Origin of the sequence: Methanoculleus sp. MH98A (assembly GCF_000691865.1) — an archaeon.
Lineage (GTDB): Archaea > Halobacteriota > Methanomicrobia > Methanomicrobiales > Methanoculleaceae > Methanoculleus.
The window spans coordinates 1-17,834 of the sequence record NZ_JMIO01000043.1 but is presented as its reverse complement, the minus strand read 5'-3'; the positions used below and the strand labels follow the sequence as shown (position 1 = coordinate 17,834).

Annotated in this window: 18 protein-coding genes and 1 pseudogene; 1 reads left to right on the top strand and 18 read right to left on the bottom strand. The window is 63.7% G+C overall.

The genetic code is table 11. From position 1 onward, the window contains the following. The 7 genes and pseudogenes from EI28_RS14010 to EI28_RS07045 form a co-directional block, all read right to left on the bottom strand. Positions 1–268, bottom strand: a 268-nt coding sequence (locus EI28_RS14010) for a hypothetical protein (protein ID WP_231476636.1), incomplete at its 3' end; no start/stop codon positions are given. Between the two features lie 426 nt (positions 269–694). Further along, on the bottom strand, positions 695–1,816 hold the full coding sequence (comE, locus tag EI28_RS07070; RefSeq protein ID WP_048113829.1) for a sulfopyruvate decarboxylase subunit beta: 1,122 nt from the start codon (positions 1,814–1,816) through the stop codon (positions 695–697). Then, entirely contained in the window at positions 1,809–3,101 is a 1,293-nt protein-coding gene (locus EI28_RS07065) for a cysteate synthase (protein ID WP_048113828.1), read from the bottom strand. Before EI28_RS07065 ends, comE begins: the two co-directional genes overlap by 8 nt. Then, positions 3,098–4,339 (bottom strand): methanogenesis marker 16 metalloprotein, encoded by a 1,242-nt coding sequence (locus tag EI28_RS07060; protein ID WP_048113826.1) that lies wholly within the window; start codon positions 4,337–4,339, stop codon positions 3,098–3,100. The genes EI28_RS07065 and EI28_RS07060 overlap by 4 nt, the downstream gene beginning before the upstream one ends. Beyond that, on the bottom strand, positions 4,336–4,953 hold the full coding sequence (locus EI28_RS07055; protein ID WP_048113824.1) for a (Fe-S)-binding protein: 618 nt from the start codon (positions 4,951–4,953) through the stop codon (positions 4,336–4,338). The genes EI28_RS07060 and EI28_RS07055 overlap by 4 nt, the downstream gene beginning before the upstream one ends. Before the next feature lie 4 nt (positions 4,954–4,957). Further along, on the bottom strand, positions 4,958–5,665 hold the full coding sequence (locus EI28_RS07050; protein ID WP_048113818.1) for a GTP-binding protein: 708 nt from the start codon (positions 5,663–5,665) through the stop codon (positions 4,958–4,960). Beyond that, positions 5,662–6,440: pseudogene (locus EI28_RS07045) on the bottom strand (ATP-binding cassette domain-containing protein). The gene EI28_RS07050 and the pseudogene EI28_RS07045 overlap by 4 nt, the downstream one beginning before the upstream one ends. Positions 6,441–6,542: 102 nt before the next feature. Here EI28_RS07045 and EI28_RS07040 point away from each other — a divergent pair. Beyond that, positions 6,543–7,028 carry a helix-turn-helix domain-containing protein gene (locus tag EI28_RS07040; RefSeq protein ID WP_048113816.1) on the top strand — a complete coding sequence of 162 codons (486 nt, stop codon included), beginning with the start codon at positions 6,543–6,545 and terminating at the stop codon, positions 7,026–7,028. Positions 7,029–7,078: 50 nt separating this feature from the next. Here EI28_RS07040 and EI28_RS07035 read toward each other — a convergent pair whose 3' ends face one another. From EI28_RS07035 to EI28_RS06985, 11 genes are all read right to left on the bottom strand, one after another. Then, positions 7,079–7,852 (bottom strand): hypothetical protein, encoded by a 774-nt coding sequence (locus tag EI28_RS07035; protein ID WP_048113814.1) that lies wholly within the window; start codon positions 7,850–7,852, stop codon positions 7,079–7,081. Position 7,853: 1 nt separating this feature from the next. Further along, positions 7,854–8,942: a carboxypeptidase regulatory-like domain-containing protein gene (locus EI28_RS13165; RefSeq protein ID WP_197018471.1), complete on the bottom strand. Its 1,089-nt coding sequence runs from the start codon at positions 8,940–8,942 to the stop codon at positions 7,854–7,856. A 291-nt stretch (positions 8,943–9,233) separates the two neighbouring features. Further along, positions 9,234–10,010 (bottom strand): outer membrane lipoprotein carrier protein LolA, encoded by a 777-nt coding sequence (locus tag EI28_RS07025; protein ID WP_155937295.1) that lies wholly within the window; start codon positions 10,008–10,010, stop codon positions 9,234–9,236. 128 nt (positions 10,011–10,138) lie between these two features. Further along, complete coding sequence (locus tag EI28_RS07020) at positions 10,139–11,125, bottom strand: hypothetical protein (protein WP_048113810.1); 987 nt, start codon at positions 11,123–11,125, stop codon at positions 10,139–10,141. Between the two features lie 37 nt (positions 11,126–11,162). Then, entirely contained in the window at positions 11,163–11,609 is a 447-nt protein-coding gene (locus EI28_RS07015) for a hypothetical protein (RefSeq protein WP_048113808.1), read from the bottom strand. Positions 11,610–11,632: 23 nt separating this feature from the next. Then, on the bottom strand, positions 11,633–12,034 hold the full coding sequence (locus tag EI28_RS07010) for a hypothetical protein (protein ID WP_048113807.1): 402 nt from the start codon (positions 12,032–12,034) through the stop codon (positions 11,633–11,635). Between the two features lie 209 nt (positions 12,035–12,243). Further along, positions 12,244–14,628, bottom strand: coding sequence for an endopeptidase La (gene lon, locus EI28_RS07005; RefSeq protein WP_048113806.1), 2,385 nt, complete (start codon positions 14,626–14,628; stop codon positions 12,244–12,246). 56 nt (positions 14,629–14,684) lie between these two features. Beyond that, positions 14,685–15,104: a MarR family winged helix-turn-helix transcriptional regulator gene (locus tag EI28_RS07000; protein ID WP_048113805.1), complete on the bottom strand. Its 420-nt coding sequence runs from the start codon at positions 15,102–15,104 to the stop codon at positions 14,685–14,687. Between the two features lie 86 nt (positions 15,105–15,190). Further along, positions 15,191–16,354, bottom strand: coding sequence for a PQQ-binding-like beta-propeller repeat protein (locus EI28_RS06995; RefSeq protein WP_155937293.1), 1,164 nt, complete (start codon positions 16,352–16,354; stop codon positions 15,191–15,193). 41 nt (positions 16,355–16,395) lie between these two features. Then, on the bottom strand, positions 16,396–17,064 hold the full coding sequence (locus tag EI28_RS06990) for a hypothetical protein (protein ID WP_048113802.1): 669 nt from the start codon (positions 17,062–17,064) through the stop codon (positions 16,396–16,398). 367 nt (positions 17,065–17,431) lie between these two features. Then, on the bottom strand, positions 17,432–17,834 hold a 403-nt coding region (locus tag EI28_RS06985; protein WP_052379694.1), incomplete at its 5' end, for a tetratricopeptide repeat protein.

The following is a 17,834-nucleotide window of genomic DNA, read 5'->3' as shown; positions in this document are numbered from 1 at the left end:
TATATCTACCGTGTTTTGGCTGCTCCACCGCTACGATATACTCTCGTGAAATGTTATTGGATTTAAACAATATTGAAGCATTGGTAGCATCAAGGTTTGAATTAACTGTGATTTCAGTATCATCAACAATTGTCCTATACCGCACCTCCGATACTCCACAAACTATGCTCTCATAATTCGGCTCAGCACTCACCACAGGCATAAATGCACCCACTAATAGGACTACCAGGAGTGCCGAAAATACCCGCATTCCAGCTTTTCCACTCATTTCATTTTCCTCCAAGAAACTCCCGGAGGCAGGAGTGGCATACTTTCAAGTACTGAAAGAGCATACATCCCATTAGCCTCCGGGCTTGCGGGGTTCTTCATCCGGGGCGTCAACCGTGGATGGGGGGACCCCGCGAACTTTTGCAGACGCATCATCGAGGCGCCCACACAGTGACTGGGGCATAAGTCCATTTATAAATTCTGTCCTATTTCTTTACACGTCCGGCGAGTGTTCCCGAAAATAAAGAAACTGATTCCCTGAGAAGATAAGGCACCGGAGATAACCCATTTCTCACAGAAAGAACACTGATTTCTTATTCCGGAAAGCATGCCCCGGAATGTGTTAAGGAGAGAATCAGGTGTCTAAAGTTGATATGTGCAAAGGAGAGAGGGTGCTTTCGCTCCACCACAGAAACGAACCGAACACCTACCCCCTAATCGCCCGCACGAACCGCTCCCGGATCTCCCCCGGAGCAAGCGGGATGTTCGGGACCGTCGCGTTCCCGGGTTTCAGAACGACATGAATGAAGTTCGGCCCCCGCCCCCGGCTCTCCCAGGCTTCGCCGAGCTCCCGCTCGTCCTGCACCTTGCATGTCCTTTTGAGCCCGGCGGCGAGGGCGAGGAGCTCCATGTCCACCTGACCGTAGGCGTTCGTCAACTGGTTCCCTGTACTCCCAAAGGCCCCGTTGTCCAGGCAGACGATCGTGAGGTTCGCCGGGGCCTGCGCCGCCACAACCGGGAGGACGGCGGTCCCGAGCAGGCTCCCGTCGCCGTCGAGGACGACGACGTCTCTATCCGTCGCAAGCGCGAGCCCGAGCCCGATCGGCGTCGCCTGGGTGTAGCTTCCGAGCATGTAGAAGTTGAGGTCCCGGTCTTTGGCCGCGTAGAGCTCCTTTGAGGGAACCCCGATGTTCGCGACGACCGCCTCCTCATCGAGGGCTGCCGCAATCACCCGGATCGCATCGTTCCGGGCCATCACCGGGTCGCGGAACGTCCGCCGGTAGGCAAGCGCCGACTCGCGAGCGCGGGTCGGAAGCACCTGCTCCGTCGGGCAGGCTTCCTGTGCTCCCTCCCAGAACGAGGGAAGGATCAGCCCCACGTGCGGGCGCATGTTGTCGTAGGCGTCGGAGACGACGGCGTCGATCAGTGCTTCATCCTCAGGACCGCGGATGACCGTATACGGGATCCCGAGCGCCGCGAGAACCTCCGGGACCGCCCGGTTAAACGGCACCTGGGCCGGGATCGCCTCCCGGTAGACCCCTCGCCAGCTCGCGAGGATAGGAAGCGGGAGACCGAACGTGACGGTGAGGGACATGATCGCGTTCAAGGAGTTCCCGAGCCCCGAACTCTGCATATGCAGCACCGATCGTGTTCCCGCCATCGCGAGCCCGGCGCAGATCCCGACACCGTCCTCCTCCCGGGTGAGGTTGACCGCACGGAACCGCTCCGGGATCAGGGCGCAGAACTCCTGCGTCCGGTCGCAGGGGAGCGACACCACGGTGTCGACCCCGAGGGCGGCGAGGCGGTCGAGGACAGAGCCTTCACGCACGGATAGCCGCCCCCTGCTTCGTGAGCCAGGATACGATATCGTCCCGCACATTCCCCGCAAAGGCCTCATTGGCCCGGACCCGGAGGTAGGGCTCGACCGGGTAGCGGTCGAGGTCTTCGGCCGCACGCTCGTAGCCGCCGCCGGTGACGTTCAGGAGGATGTGCTCATCCGGACCGATGAGCCCCTCCTCCACCGCCCGGATGAGCGAGGCGACCGCGACCGCCGCCGCCGGGTCGAGATCGATCTCCTCCGTCTCCGTAAATAGCCTCCCGGCACTCCGGGCGTCGTCGTTAGAGATCGCATACATCCTCCCGCCGGAGGCCGCGAGGGCGTCGTAGACCCCGCCGCGGACCCCCCAGGGCGGGTGACGGTTTGTGAGCACACCGGCGGAAACCCGGGCGATCGAGGCCTCGGCTTCCGGCATGTCCCCTTCAGGAACAATCTCCCGCCTCCCCGCCTCCCATGCCCGGACCATCGGGACGAAGGGGAGGTTCTGGGAGAGGTGGAGGGTCGGGAGGCGGGTGCCGAACCGCCCGTCGGCGACGAGCCGCTCCGCCGCCTCCCACGCGGCGATCGCCCCGGTCCCGCTCCCGACCGCCTGGAAGTAGGCGTCGGGGAGCCGGCCGGCGAAGAGTGTCCCATCCAGCATCACCGTCCCCATCCCGTCCCGCCGGGCGACGTTCTTCGCCCCGCCCTCGGGGACGATACCGGGGAGCGAGCAGACCTCCCGCCCGAACGCGATCGAGTCGGAGTAGTCCCCATCCACCGTGACGAGGCAGACATTCGGGGACGGGACGGTCGTCCAGAGCCGGTCGGCGGCGGAGGCCGGGACGACCACCACGACCGGCGCCCCGGTCAGGGCCGAGGCCTGGCAGAAGGCCCGGCCGGTGTTCCCTGCAGAAGAGATCTGGAGGACGCCGGCCCCCTTCTCCCGGAGGCGGAGCACCGTCGGCTGCGCCTCGAGCTCCTTGAACGAGCAGGTCTCCATCCGCCCGCCCCGCTCGGGCCAGTAGCCGGAGAACGTGATGGTGAGGTCCGGGAGCCCGAGTTCCCGGGCAAGCCCGACGCTCGTGTAGGAGACCGGGCCGGCGTCGATCCGGAGGCGGCCCTCGACGGGGAGCCATGATGCGTAGCGGAAGATCCCGGGGAGATCCTGGAGGATGAGCCGGCGTTCCCGGTAAACCGTCCGCAGAAGCGCGTCGCACCCCGACGGGCAGTCGAGGGTGTAGCGGTCGGGGAAGAGCCGGCCGCATCCCGGGCAGTGGAGGAGGTACTTCTCCCTCACCGCCCCCCGCCCCCGGTGAAGGTGAACCGACCGTCGAGGATCCGCTCTTTTACGTCCCGGCAGAGATCTTCCGCGAGCGTCCGGCCGGACTGGCGGAGCGTGATCGGCACCTTCCGCCCCCGGACCCGGAGCGAGCCCTCGCCGGCCTCAAGGGCGTTGTTTTGGCAGGCGGCCATGCAGGCGGTGCAGGCGAGACAGCGGTCGCGGTCGATCCCGGTCTCGCGGGTAAACGCGCCCGTCGGGCAGACCGCGGCAACGGCGCAGGTCGAACACTCCTCGCACCACTCGGGGTGGTAGGTCACCTCCCGGTTGGGCCGCTGCCAGACGTCGGCGTAGGTTGCCTCATCGAGGACCGTCCGGGTGTTGATGTCGGCGACCGGGAGCGGGATATCCTCGTCGAGGACGCGGAGGGCCGCGACCTGCCGGTCGTCGAGGACCGGGATCGCGACGCCGAGGCTCGTGATGCACTCGGGCCCGGCGGAGGTCGCAAACCCGCCCATGTAGCGGGACTGCATCCCGACCATATCGGCGATGACCGTGAGGTTGGGGCGGGCCGGGGTGCTCCGGGTCCCCTCCCCGGTCACGATACCGGCCGAGCCGTTCAGGAAGACCGGGGTTCCGTCCCGGATCGCGAACCGTGCCGGGTCGTTCTCGAGCGGGTTGATCTCGCCGCACCCGCTGACCGAGACCTCCCGGCAGGGCCCCTGGAGCCCCGTGACCGAGAAGATGGTCGTCAACCGGGTCGGCCGGGTGTTGAGGAAGGCGGTGTAGTTCTTAAACGCACTCCGGGTGGTGAAGAGCCGGGCGTAGGAAAAGTCCTCGAGGGTCACCCGCGCCTCGATCGAGCGGTCGGCGGCCTCCACCAGCACCTCGATCTCGCGGCCCTCGACGATCTCGCGGAAGAGGTGCCCGCCCCCGTAGCCGGCCCCGGCGTGGGCGGTCCCGGAGACGATCAGGTCGACGAGCCCGAGACGCTCGTTCGGGCAGGGGCCGGGCATGCAGGGGACGCCGTTCAGCCAGACCCGCTCCGCCCGCTCGAACGTCCCCGGCGCCGCCACCGGGACAGAGAGGATCGCCGCGGTCCCGGACACCACCCCGCAGGTTCCGGTGGTGACCACGTCGACCTCCGCGGCCGTGACCTCTGCACCCTCGCGGACGAGGCGCTTGAACTCCGCGGCGGTGTAGACAACCGCGGAACCGCTCCGGATCTTCTCGTCGATCTCTGCTATCGTCTTCATAACCTGATATCCTCCACCCGCACATGGAGACCGCCGGACTGTGCGAGAATCATATTCACGACACCCGTGTGTGTAAGGTTCATCATGCAGTAGCCGGGCAGGAACCGCTGCCGCATCCCGAATACCGGTTCGCAGCGCACCGCCCGGGCAATCCCCTCGAAACCGACGATGTGGTAGGCCTCAACGTCCTTAAACTCTCCGGCCCGCGAAACCTCCGGGCCGACGACCAGGCAGGTGAGGAGGCCGCTTACCGGGCTTGCGCGGATGACCGAGAGGACATGCTGGACCGGGCAGCCCGCGCCGGCCGGCCTCCCGACGACGATATCCCCGGCCGCAATCCCCCACTTCTCCACGAGGTCCGGGCGGAAGGGGAGGACGATCTTCCTGGCCGAGACCTCCCCGGGCAGGGGATCGAGGATGAAGTCGTACTCGCCGCCGAGGACGTCGCGACCGGAGTGTCGGGCCTCGCCCTCGAACCGGGAAGGTGCGGTCCCGGTGGGGTAGAAGACGCAGTCCGGGAGGGCTTTCTCTCCCCGCCGGACCCGGGCGAGGAACGCCTCGCAGGTCGGAGCGCCGCAGGCCCCGCAATCCTTCCCCGGGGGGTTCCACGCCACCGGACTAGTCCCCCCGGAAGAGATAATCGGCGCCCTCGAGCCTCCGGACGACCCCGAAGTGGTTCTGCCATCCGATCTCGGTCTTCCCGATGCAGAGGGTGCAGACCCCGAGCGGCGGCGCACCCCGGAGGACGATCGTATCGGGATCGGTTATCGGCGGACAGCCCTCGATCGCCCGGAGGAGGTAGCGCATCCCGGTCCCCTGGACGGCGTTCGTCTCCACGATATCGAGGTCCGGGTTCACCTCCCGGATCCGCTCCCGGAAGACCTCCTTCTCGGCCTGGGAGACGAGATCGATCCGGGTCACGACCGCGATGTCGGCGAGCGCGAGCATCGCGGCCATCTTCAGGGGGGTGTTCGTGCCCGAGACCGCGGAGAGGACGGCGACCCCGAGCGCCTGCGTCGTGTAGGGAGAGCAGCGCAGGCAGAGCCCGGCGCTCTCGACCACGAGGAGGTCGGCTCCCTCCTCCTCGGCCCAGGCGATAGCGTCCCGCATCACCATCACCCCGGCGTGGTCCGGGCAGAGGTCGCCGGAGCAGACCTTCCGCGTCGGTATCCCGAACTCGGTCGCGAGCTCCTCGTCCTCGAACGCCCGGACGACATCGATCTTGAGGTAGGCGATCCGGTACCGGTCCAGAAGGGTGCGGATGGTCTGGCGCACGACCGCGGTCTTCCCGGCCGACGGCGGACCGGCGACGACGGCGAGCCTCATGCCCCGACCGGTCCCGTGATCAGGTCGCCCGCCCGGATCTGCTCCCGCATCCGGCGGAGGATACCGTCGAGGCGGAGCGCCTCCCGGAGGGCGGCGATTTCCCTGCCGTCCGGCTCGATCACCCGTTCGACCGCCCCGTCCCGCATCACGATCCGTCGGGCGGAGAGGAGGGAGACCAGAGGATCGTGCGTGACGAAGACGACTGCTTTCCCCTCGCCCCGGAGCACCTCGATCACCCGTTCCTTGAAGATCCCGGCGTTCTCGACCTCGTCGAGGAGGATGATCGGCGCTGCTGCGATCATGACGCGTCCGCCACCAGGAGCGAGCGGGTCTGCCCCCCGGAGAGCGCGGTCATCCGGGCGCCGGGGAGGATCGCCTCGCCCGTGAACTCGTTTGCAAGGGCGATCGTACGGCCGACGATGCTTTCGTCCTCCATCTTCCGGGACCGGACGTGCATCGCGAGAAACTCCGCAACCGCAAGATCGGCGAGGCACCGGGTGTTCTGGGTGATCAGGGCGACGGGTTTGTGCGCCGGGTCGCGAACGAACTCTTCAGGAGGGTATTCCCCGTTGACGAGGACCGTCCGGCCCGTCGCGGTGTCGCCCCGGGCGAAGACCTCGATGTCGTTGATGAGGGCGCTCTTTCCCGAGCCGGTGGGGCCGACGATCGAGATCGTGTCCCCGGACAGGATGGGGATCGCCTCGAACCGTTCCGGCTCGCCGCTCCGGCTCCGGCCCGGGAGGATCGTGACCTCTCGGATGGGTGATGAGACCATATGCGAGCATCGTCATGGGCATTCATAAGTGTTTTCCTTTATGGCCAGATCGTTTACCGGTTTAGGAAAATATTATCTTCAAGATAATATCATAGTAGATAGATGCTTTCGCGAAAGATCTTTGAAACCGAGTTTGCCGACGCCCTCATGGAGGAGCTCGCCCGGCAGGATATGAGTATCCGCGACCTCGCGGAACGGGCCGGGATCCCGCCCGCCACCCTCTACAAACTCACGTCGGGCAGGGCGGACCCGCGCCTCTCGACCGTCCGGCGGATCGTCAACGTCCTTGAACCCCGGGAGAAGAGTTTCATCGCGGTGATCGCGGCCCGGTTCCTGCTCGACGAGATCGATAACCGCGACCTTCCCATCGGCAGCAAGCAATACCATATCCGGGGCTACGCGGCCGATTCCCTTGAAGAGTGCATCATCGCCGCGGTGCGAGCCGACAAGGAAGGGGCACTCGGAATCATCTGCGCACCCATCCTCGCGCCGATTGTGGAGAAGATCGCCGACTGCCCGGTCGCGATCATCAAGCCGCAGCAGCAGACGATTATTGAAGCGATCGAGACGATAGCAAAGAGGGTTTAGGGGGGCGGGGATCAGGCGACGATGAAGTCGATCACGTAGTAGTTCCCGCGCTACTCCGCGATCTTTCCCCGGTAGTCCCCGGCGATACACACCACCCCGTTCTCCGAGAGCGGCATCTCCATAAAGCCGGTGCGGAGGGTCTCGTTCACTCTGGGGAGGCGGGCGAGATCGGCATCGGTGAGCGGGGCGACCTCGTCTCCGGCGTTCAGGAAGTCGGGTTTTGTCCAGCCCCGGGGGTACCCGGAATCCTCCAGGTCCCCGTTGCTGATGTTGTAGAGTGTGAGGTAACAGCCGCTCAGCCCTTTCACGTCGGCGGAGGAGAAGAGATAGTGGAGGACCTTTCCGGGGGAATCGGGATCGTACCGTCCGGTGCTCTCCACCCGGTAGGCAACGCCGCCGATCTCGAAGTAGCCGCGAAGAACGTCGCCGCTGATGGTCAGGTGCGCCCTGCCGTCCCCGGAAAGGGTGCCGGTGAAGGAGCCGGTGCCGTGCAACGACTCCTCGAGAACCGCCGTGCAGGGCTGCCCGGCGATATGCACCGCCAGCGGTTCGCCGGAAAGCAGGCGATCCCGGATTCCCTCTGTATCGTAGACAGCGAGTTCGTAGCGCCGGATCGAGGACAGGATATCCACGCCCTCGACCGGGGCATCCCTCTTCTCCGTGAAGAAGTCGATATGAACCGGGGCCTGATCCTGTGGGGCAATCTGCTCGTGCGGGGTTACGGTGACCTCCGCGACGGGCGCGAAAGCCGCAAACCCCGCCGCCAGCGCCGTGACCGCGGCGGTAAGGAGGAGCGCCGGGATTACTGAGCCGCTCTCTGTCATCTCACCACCCCCTCCGGCCGATGAGGAGGAAGACCCCCAGAAGCGAGAGAACCGCGAGCGCGGAACCGAACCCCGGGACCGTCCGGCTCGACGGTTCCAGTTCCAGGTCGAGGGTGTTTGTTGAGTTCTCAAAGACGAACTCCTCCCGGAGAGTGGAATAGCCCTCTTTCTCGACCGTGACCGTCTGCCGGTAGCCGGGGGCGGTTATCTGGTAGCGGCCGTCTTCTCCCGTCACGTTCGTTGCCGCGAGGGGTTCGCCGTCGAGCGTAAGTAGCGGCTCGAACCGCACCAGTGCACCGGGAACCGGGTTGCCGCCAGCGTCCATCACCCTGCCCGAGACGGCGATCGATGGCGGCGGGATGCCGATACGGACGGTCACGTTCACGGTCTTCTCGGCCAGGGGTCCATGGGTGTCCGCCACGACGGTGATCGTGTTCTCCCCGGCGGAGACCGGCACCGAGCAGGCGAATTCGGGCCGGTTCCCGCACGAGACCTCCCCGGTTTCGCTCCGCACAACCACGTTGTGCAGACCTGTGGGGGCGTGCACCTCCCCGACGACGGCGACGCGCGGCGGAACGACGTCGATCCAGATAACCTCCCCCTCACGCGGGGAGGTGATGTTGATGGTGATCGGGTCTTCGACGGGCGGCGGGTGCTCGTTGATGACGGTCAGGATGAGGTTCCCGGCCTTGCCGAAGATGAAGGTCGCGTTGTCGTGATGATAGACCCGGGAGTCGTTCGGGAGCTGGTGCACCCAGGTGCAGGGCTTCTCGACACCCGCGGGGGTGGGGACTTTTGCAGAGAGTTCGTCGCTGATGGAGAGCAGTTGGTTCCCGTCGCTATCGAAGATCAGTGTTCTTGCGTCGGCAGTATGAACCATGATCGAGCCGAACGGTATCCCGGTGGTCACACTCCCGTCCCACTCCGGCTGAAGGCTCAACACCCCGGAGATGGCGATCGTCTCGATCGACTCGTTCACTTTCAGTTCCGGGATCAGGTGTTGATTGGGACCGAGATCTGCGCCCGCCGCCGGGACGGCCGCGAGCAGCAGCGCGAGGAGGAGGGTCAATGTTCTGGTTGTTCCGTTCATTCTCAATTCCTCACCGTTCAGTCCCGGTAAATCGTCCCGATCCGGTAGTACCGGCCCGATTTTTGACGGGTCGCACGACCGGACCCGCGCCCCCGGATACCGGTATCCACGCGGGAGAGGTCGACCTTCTTCTATAAACGATTTCTGTGACAATCGTCTACACGTCGGGCCTTCCCGATCGATTTTGAAGCCGAACAACGCCGCTGCGGGCCGGGAACCGGGGGCGCGCCCGTCCTCAGAGAGCGAGCACCACGTCGCCGTCATGGATGATGTACTTCTACCCAGCTCCCCTCAGGGGCCGGTGTAGGGAGGGGTAATCGCCACGGTTCTCATCGGCTTGACGATCGCCTCCTCCAGCGGGCTGTACTGGAACAGGCTCTCCGGGATCCCGGTGTTCCAGGTGACATTGTGGTACTCTACTATCAGGACAGTCTCGCCCCTGGCGTTGAAGAAGTCGGCTCTCCTGAGGATCCATGAATCTTTCTCAACCCCGGCATTCACGGCGTAGACCGGGTACCGTCGGGGATCCGGAGTGTCCGCTATCCGGGTGGTGTTCGCAACCTCAAGCACGTAAATCATCTTTCCATCCTCGGTTCGCACCCCGGATAACGAGCACTCATGGTCAGCAAGCAGGTTCCGGATCAGGCCGAGAGCGTCGAAAGCTCCCGTCGCGTACTCTTCACTGAAAGTATAGTTGCGCATCCGGGCAGAGACGTAGAGAACCTCTCCGGTAGCATTGACGTAGTGCCACTGCGTCTCGCCATCGAAAACAACGAGATCCCCTTCCTTCGCGGGGTGGTGCTCAGGGTTGTTGGGATGTCCTTCAAGGTAGTTAACGCGGAACCGATCCGGCTTCTTAAACCAGACCAATTCACAGAACGTTCCGCGATCCGATACGGTCGTCACCGTCGCAGAGAAATCCTGCAGCGAGTCGTACGTCTCGGCGAACTTCGCGGCAACTTCAGGGCCGGGAGGAAGTGCTTCTTCTGGCGGTAAAACCTCGTCGGGTGGCAAAGGTTCCGGGGTAGCCGGGATTATGCTACAGCCCGCCGTCACGCACACGGCCATTATCAGCACCCAGGGGATCCATCGTCGCGATTGCATCTAACACCTCAATACAATTTCATTTTTGATGACACACATCCGGACGTCGGGCCGCGCGAGAGCGACTCCGCACGCAAACCAGAGGCCCGTCCTCAGAGAGCGAGCACCACGTCGCCATCGCGAATGATATAAGTCACATTATCGACCGTACGGGAGAGATATCCAGACGGAACCTCGACGGAAGCCCTCTCGATGCACATGCAGTCGATGTTGACGAGGTAGTCGATTGTCATCTCCCCGTACCCGACGCGGACCGCAGGGTAGCATCCCGGGCCCCCCGGTTCGGACGCGGCGGACGGCGGGCAGACGACAACGACGCCCGCGATCTCGCCTCCGTCGGAGAGGAGCCGGCCGGCGGCTGGGTCCTCCCGGACGAGGTCGAAGAGCCCGCCGACGGCTTCGACGAACTCCCCGGTCCTTGAGTAGTCCCCGCACGGTTCGGGATCAGGACCGGGGCCGGTATCCCCGGACGGGTGGGCCGACCGATACCGCGCCACGATTCCGTCAAGGTCGGGGGAAGATTCTGCCGGCCCGAAAGAGCGACCGTACGACTCGTTCAGGTACAGGAGCGACGTCCCGTTGTAGGTCATGATCGGGGCATCCCCCAGGTAGACGGTATCGGTCCCGGTCGAGAGGTCGCGGGTCTTGTAATACGTCGGGGAGCGCGTGTTCGGCACGAGTGCAGAGCCGCCGAGCACCGTCCCGGCCGTCTCGTCGACGGTGACCGCAAACCGGATCTCCCCGTAGCGGATGACGAGGCTCAGGTTCCGGTTGCAGTACGGGTCGTTTCGCGGGCACGAGTGGAAGAGCACGGCAATCGATTCGGGTTTGCCGCCGTGCCGGACGAGGGCGCGTGCCCGCTCGTCGCCGAGCGCAATCCCGGCGATGTATGAGCCGTTTGTCCTGATCAACTCAGGGGTGGCTACAGGGATCCCAGATACGTTGACGTCGGGGCATTGTTCCGTCAATATATCCTGCGGGCCGCCGGGAGGGGCTGGATCGGCCGTTTCGTCGGTGCAGCAACCCGTGATATAGACCGAGACAAACAGCAGAAAAACGACGGATGCGATCTTCATCATCTTTCGGCCACCCCGATCACCGCAGGATCCCCTTGTGTCACGGCCACGTCGTCACCACCAGGTAGTATGCCCCTCCGTACTCCAGGTGCGGGTAGACCCATGTCTCCCGGTCGGGGCCGTAAGTGTCCTGGAGCGCCCGGCTCTCCGCGTAGGAGACGTTGGTTCCCCCGATGAAGCGCCGGTCGCTCATACCCCACTCCCATCCTGACGGGTTTCGCTCCTCGCCCCGGATGACCGCGTCGAGCGCCGGGTGATCGGCAAAGTCCTTCTCGGTCAGGGGAACGACCATGCCCCACTCGGGCTGCACATCCGTCCTCTCCATGACGTAGAGCATCGGCTGCCCGCCCGAGCCCTCCATCGCGTAGATGAGGAGGGCATCGGCGAGCATGAAGCCGAGCACGACCGCAACGATGCCGATAAGGCCGCAGGCGACGACGAACCCCGCCGTTCTGAACCGGTTGCCGGGTTTCTTACCTTCTTCCATTCTGCACCTGTTTTGACACGATTCTAATGGATCAGAACGCGTGTGGCGTAGTATACTCCGTCGTACTCGAGGATCGGCGCATTCGCCGTATACACACCACAGGACTCGGTAAGCACGAGGCATTCGACCCCCGTCATCGGGACCAATGCGGATTTCACCACGTTGGGGTTGCTGCCGGCCTCGCGGATCGCGGAGGCAAGCACCGGGTGCTGCTTCAGGTCCCGGTCGGTCAGGTGGATAACGGATGCATTCTGCAGATCCTCTTCCCCGACCACCCGCACATCCAGCTCCTGTGGAAGACCGTCGACTCCCGTGATCAGGGTGACGAGGGCGGTGCACGTGAGCACGACCGTCGCGACGAGAAGGACGACGCCGACGAACGCAAAGATCCCTACGGCAATCAGGCGTTTCCTGTCAGGTTCCATGCAATCTCCTCCGGTCTCGGCGCAGGCCGGACAGATCCCACACATCGGGGCACCGATTCCGGCAGCTATCGGTGAGAGCTCGACGTACCTCTATAAACGATTTCTGTCACGATCCTCTACACGTCGAACCGCCTCAAGCCTATTTGCTCCCGGAGCGGGGCTCGAAGGAGAGAAAGGGGGGATATGGCGAGACGATAAAAAGAGGGTGTTCAGAGGTCGTGCATGGGCACGCACCGGTTCTTCCCCGCATACGGCAGGACCGGCCCGTGGAGTTCTACCCCGAGCGCCTCGCGGAGGACGTCCTCGATCGTCTCCACGGTCACGAACGCGAGATCGCGCCGCACGTCCCCGGGCACGTCATCGAGATCGCGCTCGTTCTCCCGCGGGAGGATGACCGTCCTGATCCCGGCCCGGTGCGCCGCAAGGACCTTCTCCTTGATCCCGCCTACGGGGAGGACGGCGCCGGAGAGCGTCACCTCGCCGGTCATCGCGACCGTCGGGTCGACCGCTTTCCCCGTGACGAGCGAGGCGAGGGCCGCAAAGAGGGTCACGCCCGCCGACGGCCCGTCCTTCGGGGTCGCCCCCGCCGGGACGTGGATGTGGATGTCGCTTGCGAAGAAGTCGAACCCGGTCGTGGTGGTCGCGAGCCTCGAACGGATCAGGCTGAGCGATATCTGGGCCGACTCCTTCATCACGTCGCCGAGCTGGCCGGTCAGCGTCAGTTTCCCTTTGCCGGGCATGAACGTCCCCTCGATGAAGAGGATGTCGCCGCCGACCGGCGTCCACGCAAGCCCCGTCACGACGCCGGGCGGGTTCTCTTTTCGGGCCACGTCCGGCCGGACGGTCTCCCGGCCGAGAATCTCCGGGAGCATATCCGCCGTCACGACGACCGGCAGGTCGACCGTCCCCGAGACGACTTTTGCGGAGACATACCGGGCGATCCGGGCAAGCTGCTTCTTGAGCGTCCGGACACCTGCTTCCCGGGTGTAGCGGTCGATGATCGCCGAGACGGTCTCGTCCTCGACCAGGAGGTGATCCGTGGTCAGGCCGTGCTCCTCCAGGGTCTCCGGCAGGAGGTGGTCTTTTGCGATCGCGAACTTCTCGTTCTTCGTGTAGCCCGAGATCTCGATGAGCTCCATCCGGTCGAGAAGCGGCGCCGGGATCGTCGCGAGACTGTTCGCCGTCGCGATGAAGAGGACGTCCGAGAGGTCGTAGGGAACCTCCAGGTAGTGGTCCGAGAACGTGCTGTTCTGCTCGGGATCGAGGACCTCGAGGAGGGCGCTTGCCGGGTCGCCGGAGTAGGAGACGGCGAGTTTGTCGACCTCGTCGAGGATGAAGACCGGGTTCTTCGCCCCGGCCCGCTTCATCCCCTGGATGATCCGGCCGGGGAGCGACCCGACGTAGGTCCGCCGGTGTCCCCGGATCTCCGCCTCGTCCTTGACGCCGCCGAGACTGATCCGGACGTACTCTCTCCCCAGCGCGTCCGCGACGCTCCGTCCGAGGCTCGTCTTCCCCGTGCCGGGCGGGCCGGTGAGGAGGAGAATCGAGCCCTGCTTCTCCTCCTTGAGCTTCATGACGGCGAGATGCTGGACGATCCGCTCCTTGACCTTCTCGAGGCCGTTGTGGTTGCTCTCCAGCACCCGGCGGGCCTCCTCGATATCGATGCTCTTCTTCTCGACCGTCCAGGGCAGATCGAGCAGGAGGTCGAGGTAGTTTCTGATCCCCTGGCTCTCATGGTGCTGGCTCCCGCCCGACTCGAGTTTTTTGAGCTCGGCGAGCGCCTTCTTGCGCACCTCCTCAGGCATCGTCGAACGCTCGATCCGCTCCCGGTAGTTCTCCTCGCCCGACGAGCCCTCGCACCCGTCGAGCTCCTCCTGGATCACCCGGAGCTGCTCGCGGAGCATCGCTTCGCGGTTCGCCTTCCCGACCTTCTCGGAAGCCTTCCTGGCCACCTCGATCCGGAGGTTGATGCTCTCGTTGAGGTTCACGAGGAGGTCGAGGAACGCGGCATGACGCTCCCGGACGGAGACGGTCTCGAGGAGGGCCTGCTTCTGTTCGACGTCCACCGGCATGAAGGGCATGACGAACCCCATGATCTGGTCGACGGACTCCATCCTGTCGACGGGCCGGGTGAACTGCTCGGAGCCCTGGAAGTTGCCGCTGAGCTCGTGAACGGCCGCTTTGACGTCTGCAAGTGTCTTCGCCCGGATCTCCTCGTCGAGATCCGGTATGTCCGGGAGGGGTTCGGAGATCGCATAGAACAGCCCGCCCTTCTCCGAGAGGGTTACGGCCTTCACCCGGCTCGTTGCGTGCGCAAAGACCAGGTAGCCGTCGTCTGCAGGCTGTACGTGCGCGATCATAAGGAGGTTCCCGGTCGTATAGAGCGCGTCGGCCGGATTCTCCGGGAACTCCGCCCCGCTCTTTGCGGTCAGCCCGACCGCGGACGCCGACCCCCCGCTCTTCATCGCGGCGATCAGCGCCTCCCCGATGGCCGTCTCGACCTGGAGTTTCGTCCGGGTCTCGGGGTAGACCACGGTCTCAAAGAGCGGTATGACGATGTGCTCTTTGCTGGTGTCTGGTTCTGGTGAATGCATGGTGACTCCGGGTTGTTTAGTTCGCATTTACCTAACTGTTTTGCCGGGCAAAAAAATCATCCGACCTTCTTCAGGATCTCCACCAGGAGATCCACTTCGTTCTCATCGAGCGTCCGCACCACCCTCTCGATCATCCGGTTCAGCGCGTTCCGCTCGGCGTTTGCCAGCATCCGGCCCTTCTCGGTCAGCCGGATGTAGGTGACCCGCCCGTCGTCGGGGGACTTCTGGCGGTAGGCGCACTCCATCCGGACGAACCGATCGACCATCTCCGTCACGGTGGGCTTCGAGTTCCTGGTGATCTCGGCAAGACTGCTGAACGTCACGTCGCCGTGCTCATCGATCGTCTTCAGGTAGGCGACCTGCTTCACCGTCAAACGGCTGAGCCCGCATTCGGAGAAGATCTCGGAGGAGCATTCGTTCTTGATGGCGATCAGGCGATCAAACACTTCGAACAGGTGCTCGTGTCTCGCCGCCATGGTTGATGCTGATTAGTTTGGTTTGACCTAACTATAAAGGTTATGATGGCAGTCGGCACCGGGAGAGCATACGGGCTCTCGAAGGTTCAGGTCTTCGTAGACCCGCCAAGAACCGCAAACCCCCCATCCGGGGTCTGCAAGATGTCCGTGACGATTTCCACCTCCGCCTCCGTGCCGGCACTGACCCGGACAATCTCACCGCGATCGTCACATTTCATCACGTGAATCGGCGACCCGAGATGGTTCCCCATGGTGTAACCGTCGCCCTCGGAACTCTCAAGGGCGGCACAGGCGTAACCCCCGCCGGAGGCCCGGACAACCGGGCAGGGCATATAAAACTCCGTCACGCTCATATCAGAGCCGTCCCGGGCGAGGGTCAGGTCGACCGTAATCGATCCTCCGGCTTCCTCTCCCTTCAGGGCCCGGCCGACCGTATAGAGCAGTTCCACGCTGCCGTCCGGCTTCTCTCGCACCGAGTATATACGGTGAAGCATGACCCCGGCAAATTCAGGCCCTTCCTCGAAGGTGCGGCTCCAGATGACGTTGCCCTCTCCATCGAGCCGCATCACCCAGAGCGGATGGCTATCCGTCGTCCCTGCAACGATGCATCCCCCGCCCGATGCCGAAGCGACCCCCAGAGCCCGTCCCCGTCCGAGATCCGGGTAGGTCTCTTCCCGGAGCAGCGACCCGGTATCGTTTACGACCGCCACCCAGACATCCCTCTCGTGCTTGCTCCCTGCAGCCACGATGCCCCCGTCCGGCAGACCGGAGACTCCAGGCACAGACCCCGAAACCCGGCTGCTCCAGAGCGGTGTCCCATCGCCGGCCACCCGGAATAGAGACCCGTCACCCGTCCCGGCGGTGAAACTGCCGTCAGCATGGGAGGCAACTGCCTCAACGCCATACCGTGCCGGGAACGACCGGTTCCACTCGATCCGGCCGTCCTCCGCGATCTTGAGCAGCAGGGCGTGCTCGTCGCTTCCGGGAGATTTTTTGACCGACCCTCCGACAATCAGGCCGCCGTCCGAAACCGGCACGATGACGGTGCCGTATTCGTCGCCCCCTCCATCAAAGACGGTGTGCCAGATCTCGGTACCGGCGGCATCGGTTCGGGTGACGGAGAGAGCATGGCGGTCGGCGACAACGTCGCTCGAGAGGCATCCTGATGCGGCAGTGAGGATGATGAGGGATAAAAGAGCAAGAGGGATCGCCCTGTTACGGGCTACATGAGTTTTGCCGTCAACAAGCATACGTTCCAACCGATGGAAATCTTCTCTCCCGGAGTCGGCCATCAAAGATAGATCCCCCCGGCAATGACATGGTATCCGGCCGGAACTCGGATAAAACCGGACTCAGTGCTCGAAACGGCCGTATTCACCGTCGCCGTCCAGACGTTCTCCTTTATCAGATGCTTCATGCCCCCGCCACCCTGGTACTCGAGGTCGAACGAGATCGATGTGGCGTTCTCCGGCGGGACGAAGCCGTCGAGGAAGACGACCGTGGTGTAGGTTCCACCCGATCCCCAGGTGAACTCGGTGACGCTCGCGTTGTCGGGCATCGCAAGCACGGGGAAGAGCAGCCGCGGCTCTTCTCTCTTCTCGAATTCACCGGTCGGTATGAAGATATCCTGCGCGTAGCCTTCGGTCGTCGTGAATGCGAGCATCTTCCCGTATTGTGTCTCCCGGATCCCCGCCCGCCACCCGGCGGGCTGGCGAACGAACGTCTCGAAGATCACCAGCTCGCCCTCCGCGTTCGCCGGAACCGGGATCATGACCGTGGCGGTGCCGTTCACGACAAGACCGGAGAGACCGGTGATCTCGATCACGTAGGAGTTGCCCGGCATAGCGGTCTCGACGAACCCGACTGCAAGGAAGAGGAGGAAGACCACCACGGCAAGGATGGCGACCGCTATGAGCAGGTTCAGCACGGTTTTTTTGGTATTGGTACGTTGTCCGTCCATCTCCTCACCATCGCCCGGCCGGGTGGGCCCGTCTTCCGGGATCTATGCATGAGAACTCAACGTTCCTCTATAAACGATTTCTGTCACGATCCTCTACACGTCGAGCCGGATCCGTTCGTTTTGCTCCGGAAAAATTCGCCGCAGTCAATCAGGGATGTCTGCTGCACCGGCCGATAGGAGAGCTTGGTAGCGAAGAGCCGGGGCTGGGTTCCATGCCAACCGGCATCCCAAATCGCGGAGGCAAGCGCCGGGTGCTGCTTTAGATCCCGGTCGGTCAGGTGAATGACGGATGCGTTTTGCAGATCTTCTCCGCTGACTACCCGCACGTCCAGCTCCTGCAGAAGACCGTCGATTCCCGTGATCAGGGCTACGAGGGCCGTGAAAGACGCGGATTTATCTCCTGAGCCCTGGCGTAACAATAATCCGCCTCATCGGGTTTGCCCAGACTCGACAGTATCATTCCCTTCGTCCACCAGGCTTCGGCATAATCCGGATTAAGCTCAAGAGCCCGGTCTATGGGTTGAATCGCATCCTGGAACCGTCCCAAGTTGTAGAGTGCGACACTTTTACCCCGCCAGGCTTCTTCAAATTGGGGGTCAAGTTCGAGAGATTTATTAAAACATTCCAATGCCTGCTCGAACTGGTTATCATAGGAATTGAAGTGCAATCCCTGTCTGTACCATTCCATCGCGGCGCTTTGCTGCGTACATCCACAACTACAGAATGCAGCCAGCACTATAATCGTTAAAACGAGGTGTTGTTTCACGTTT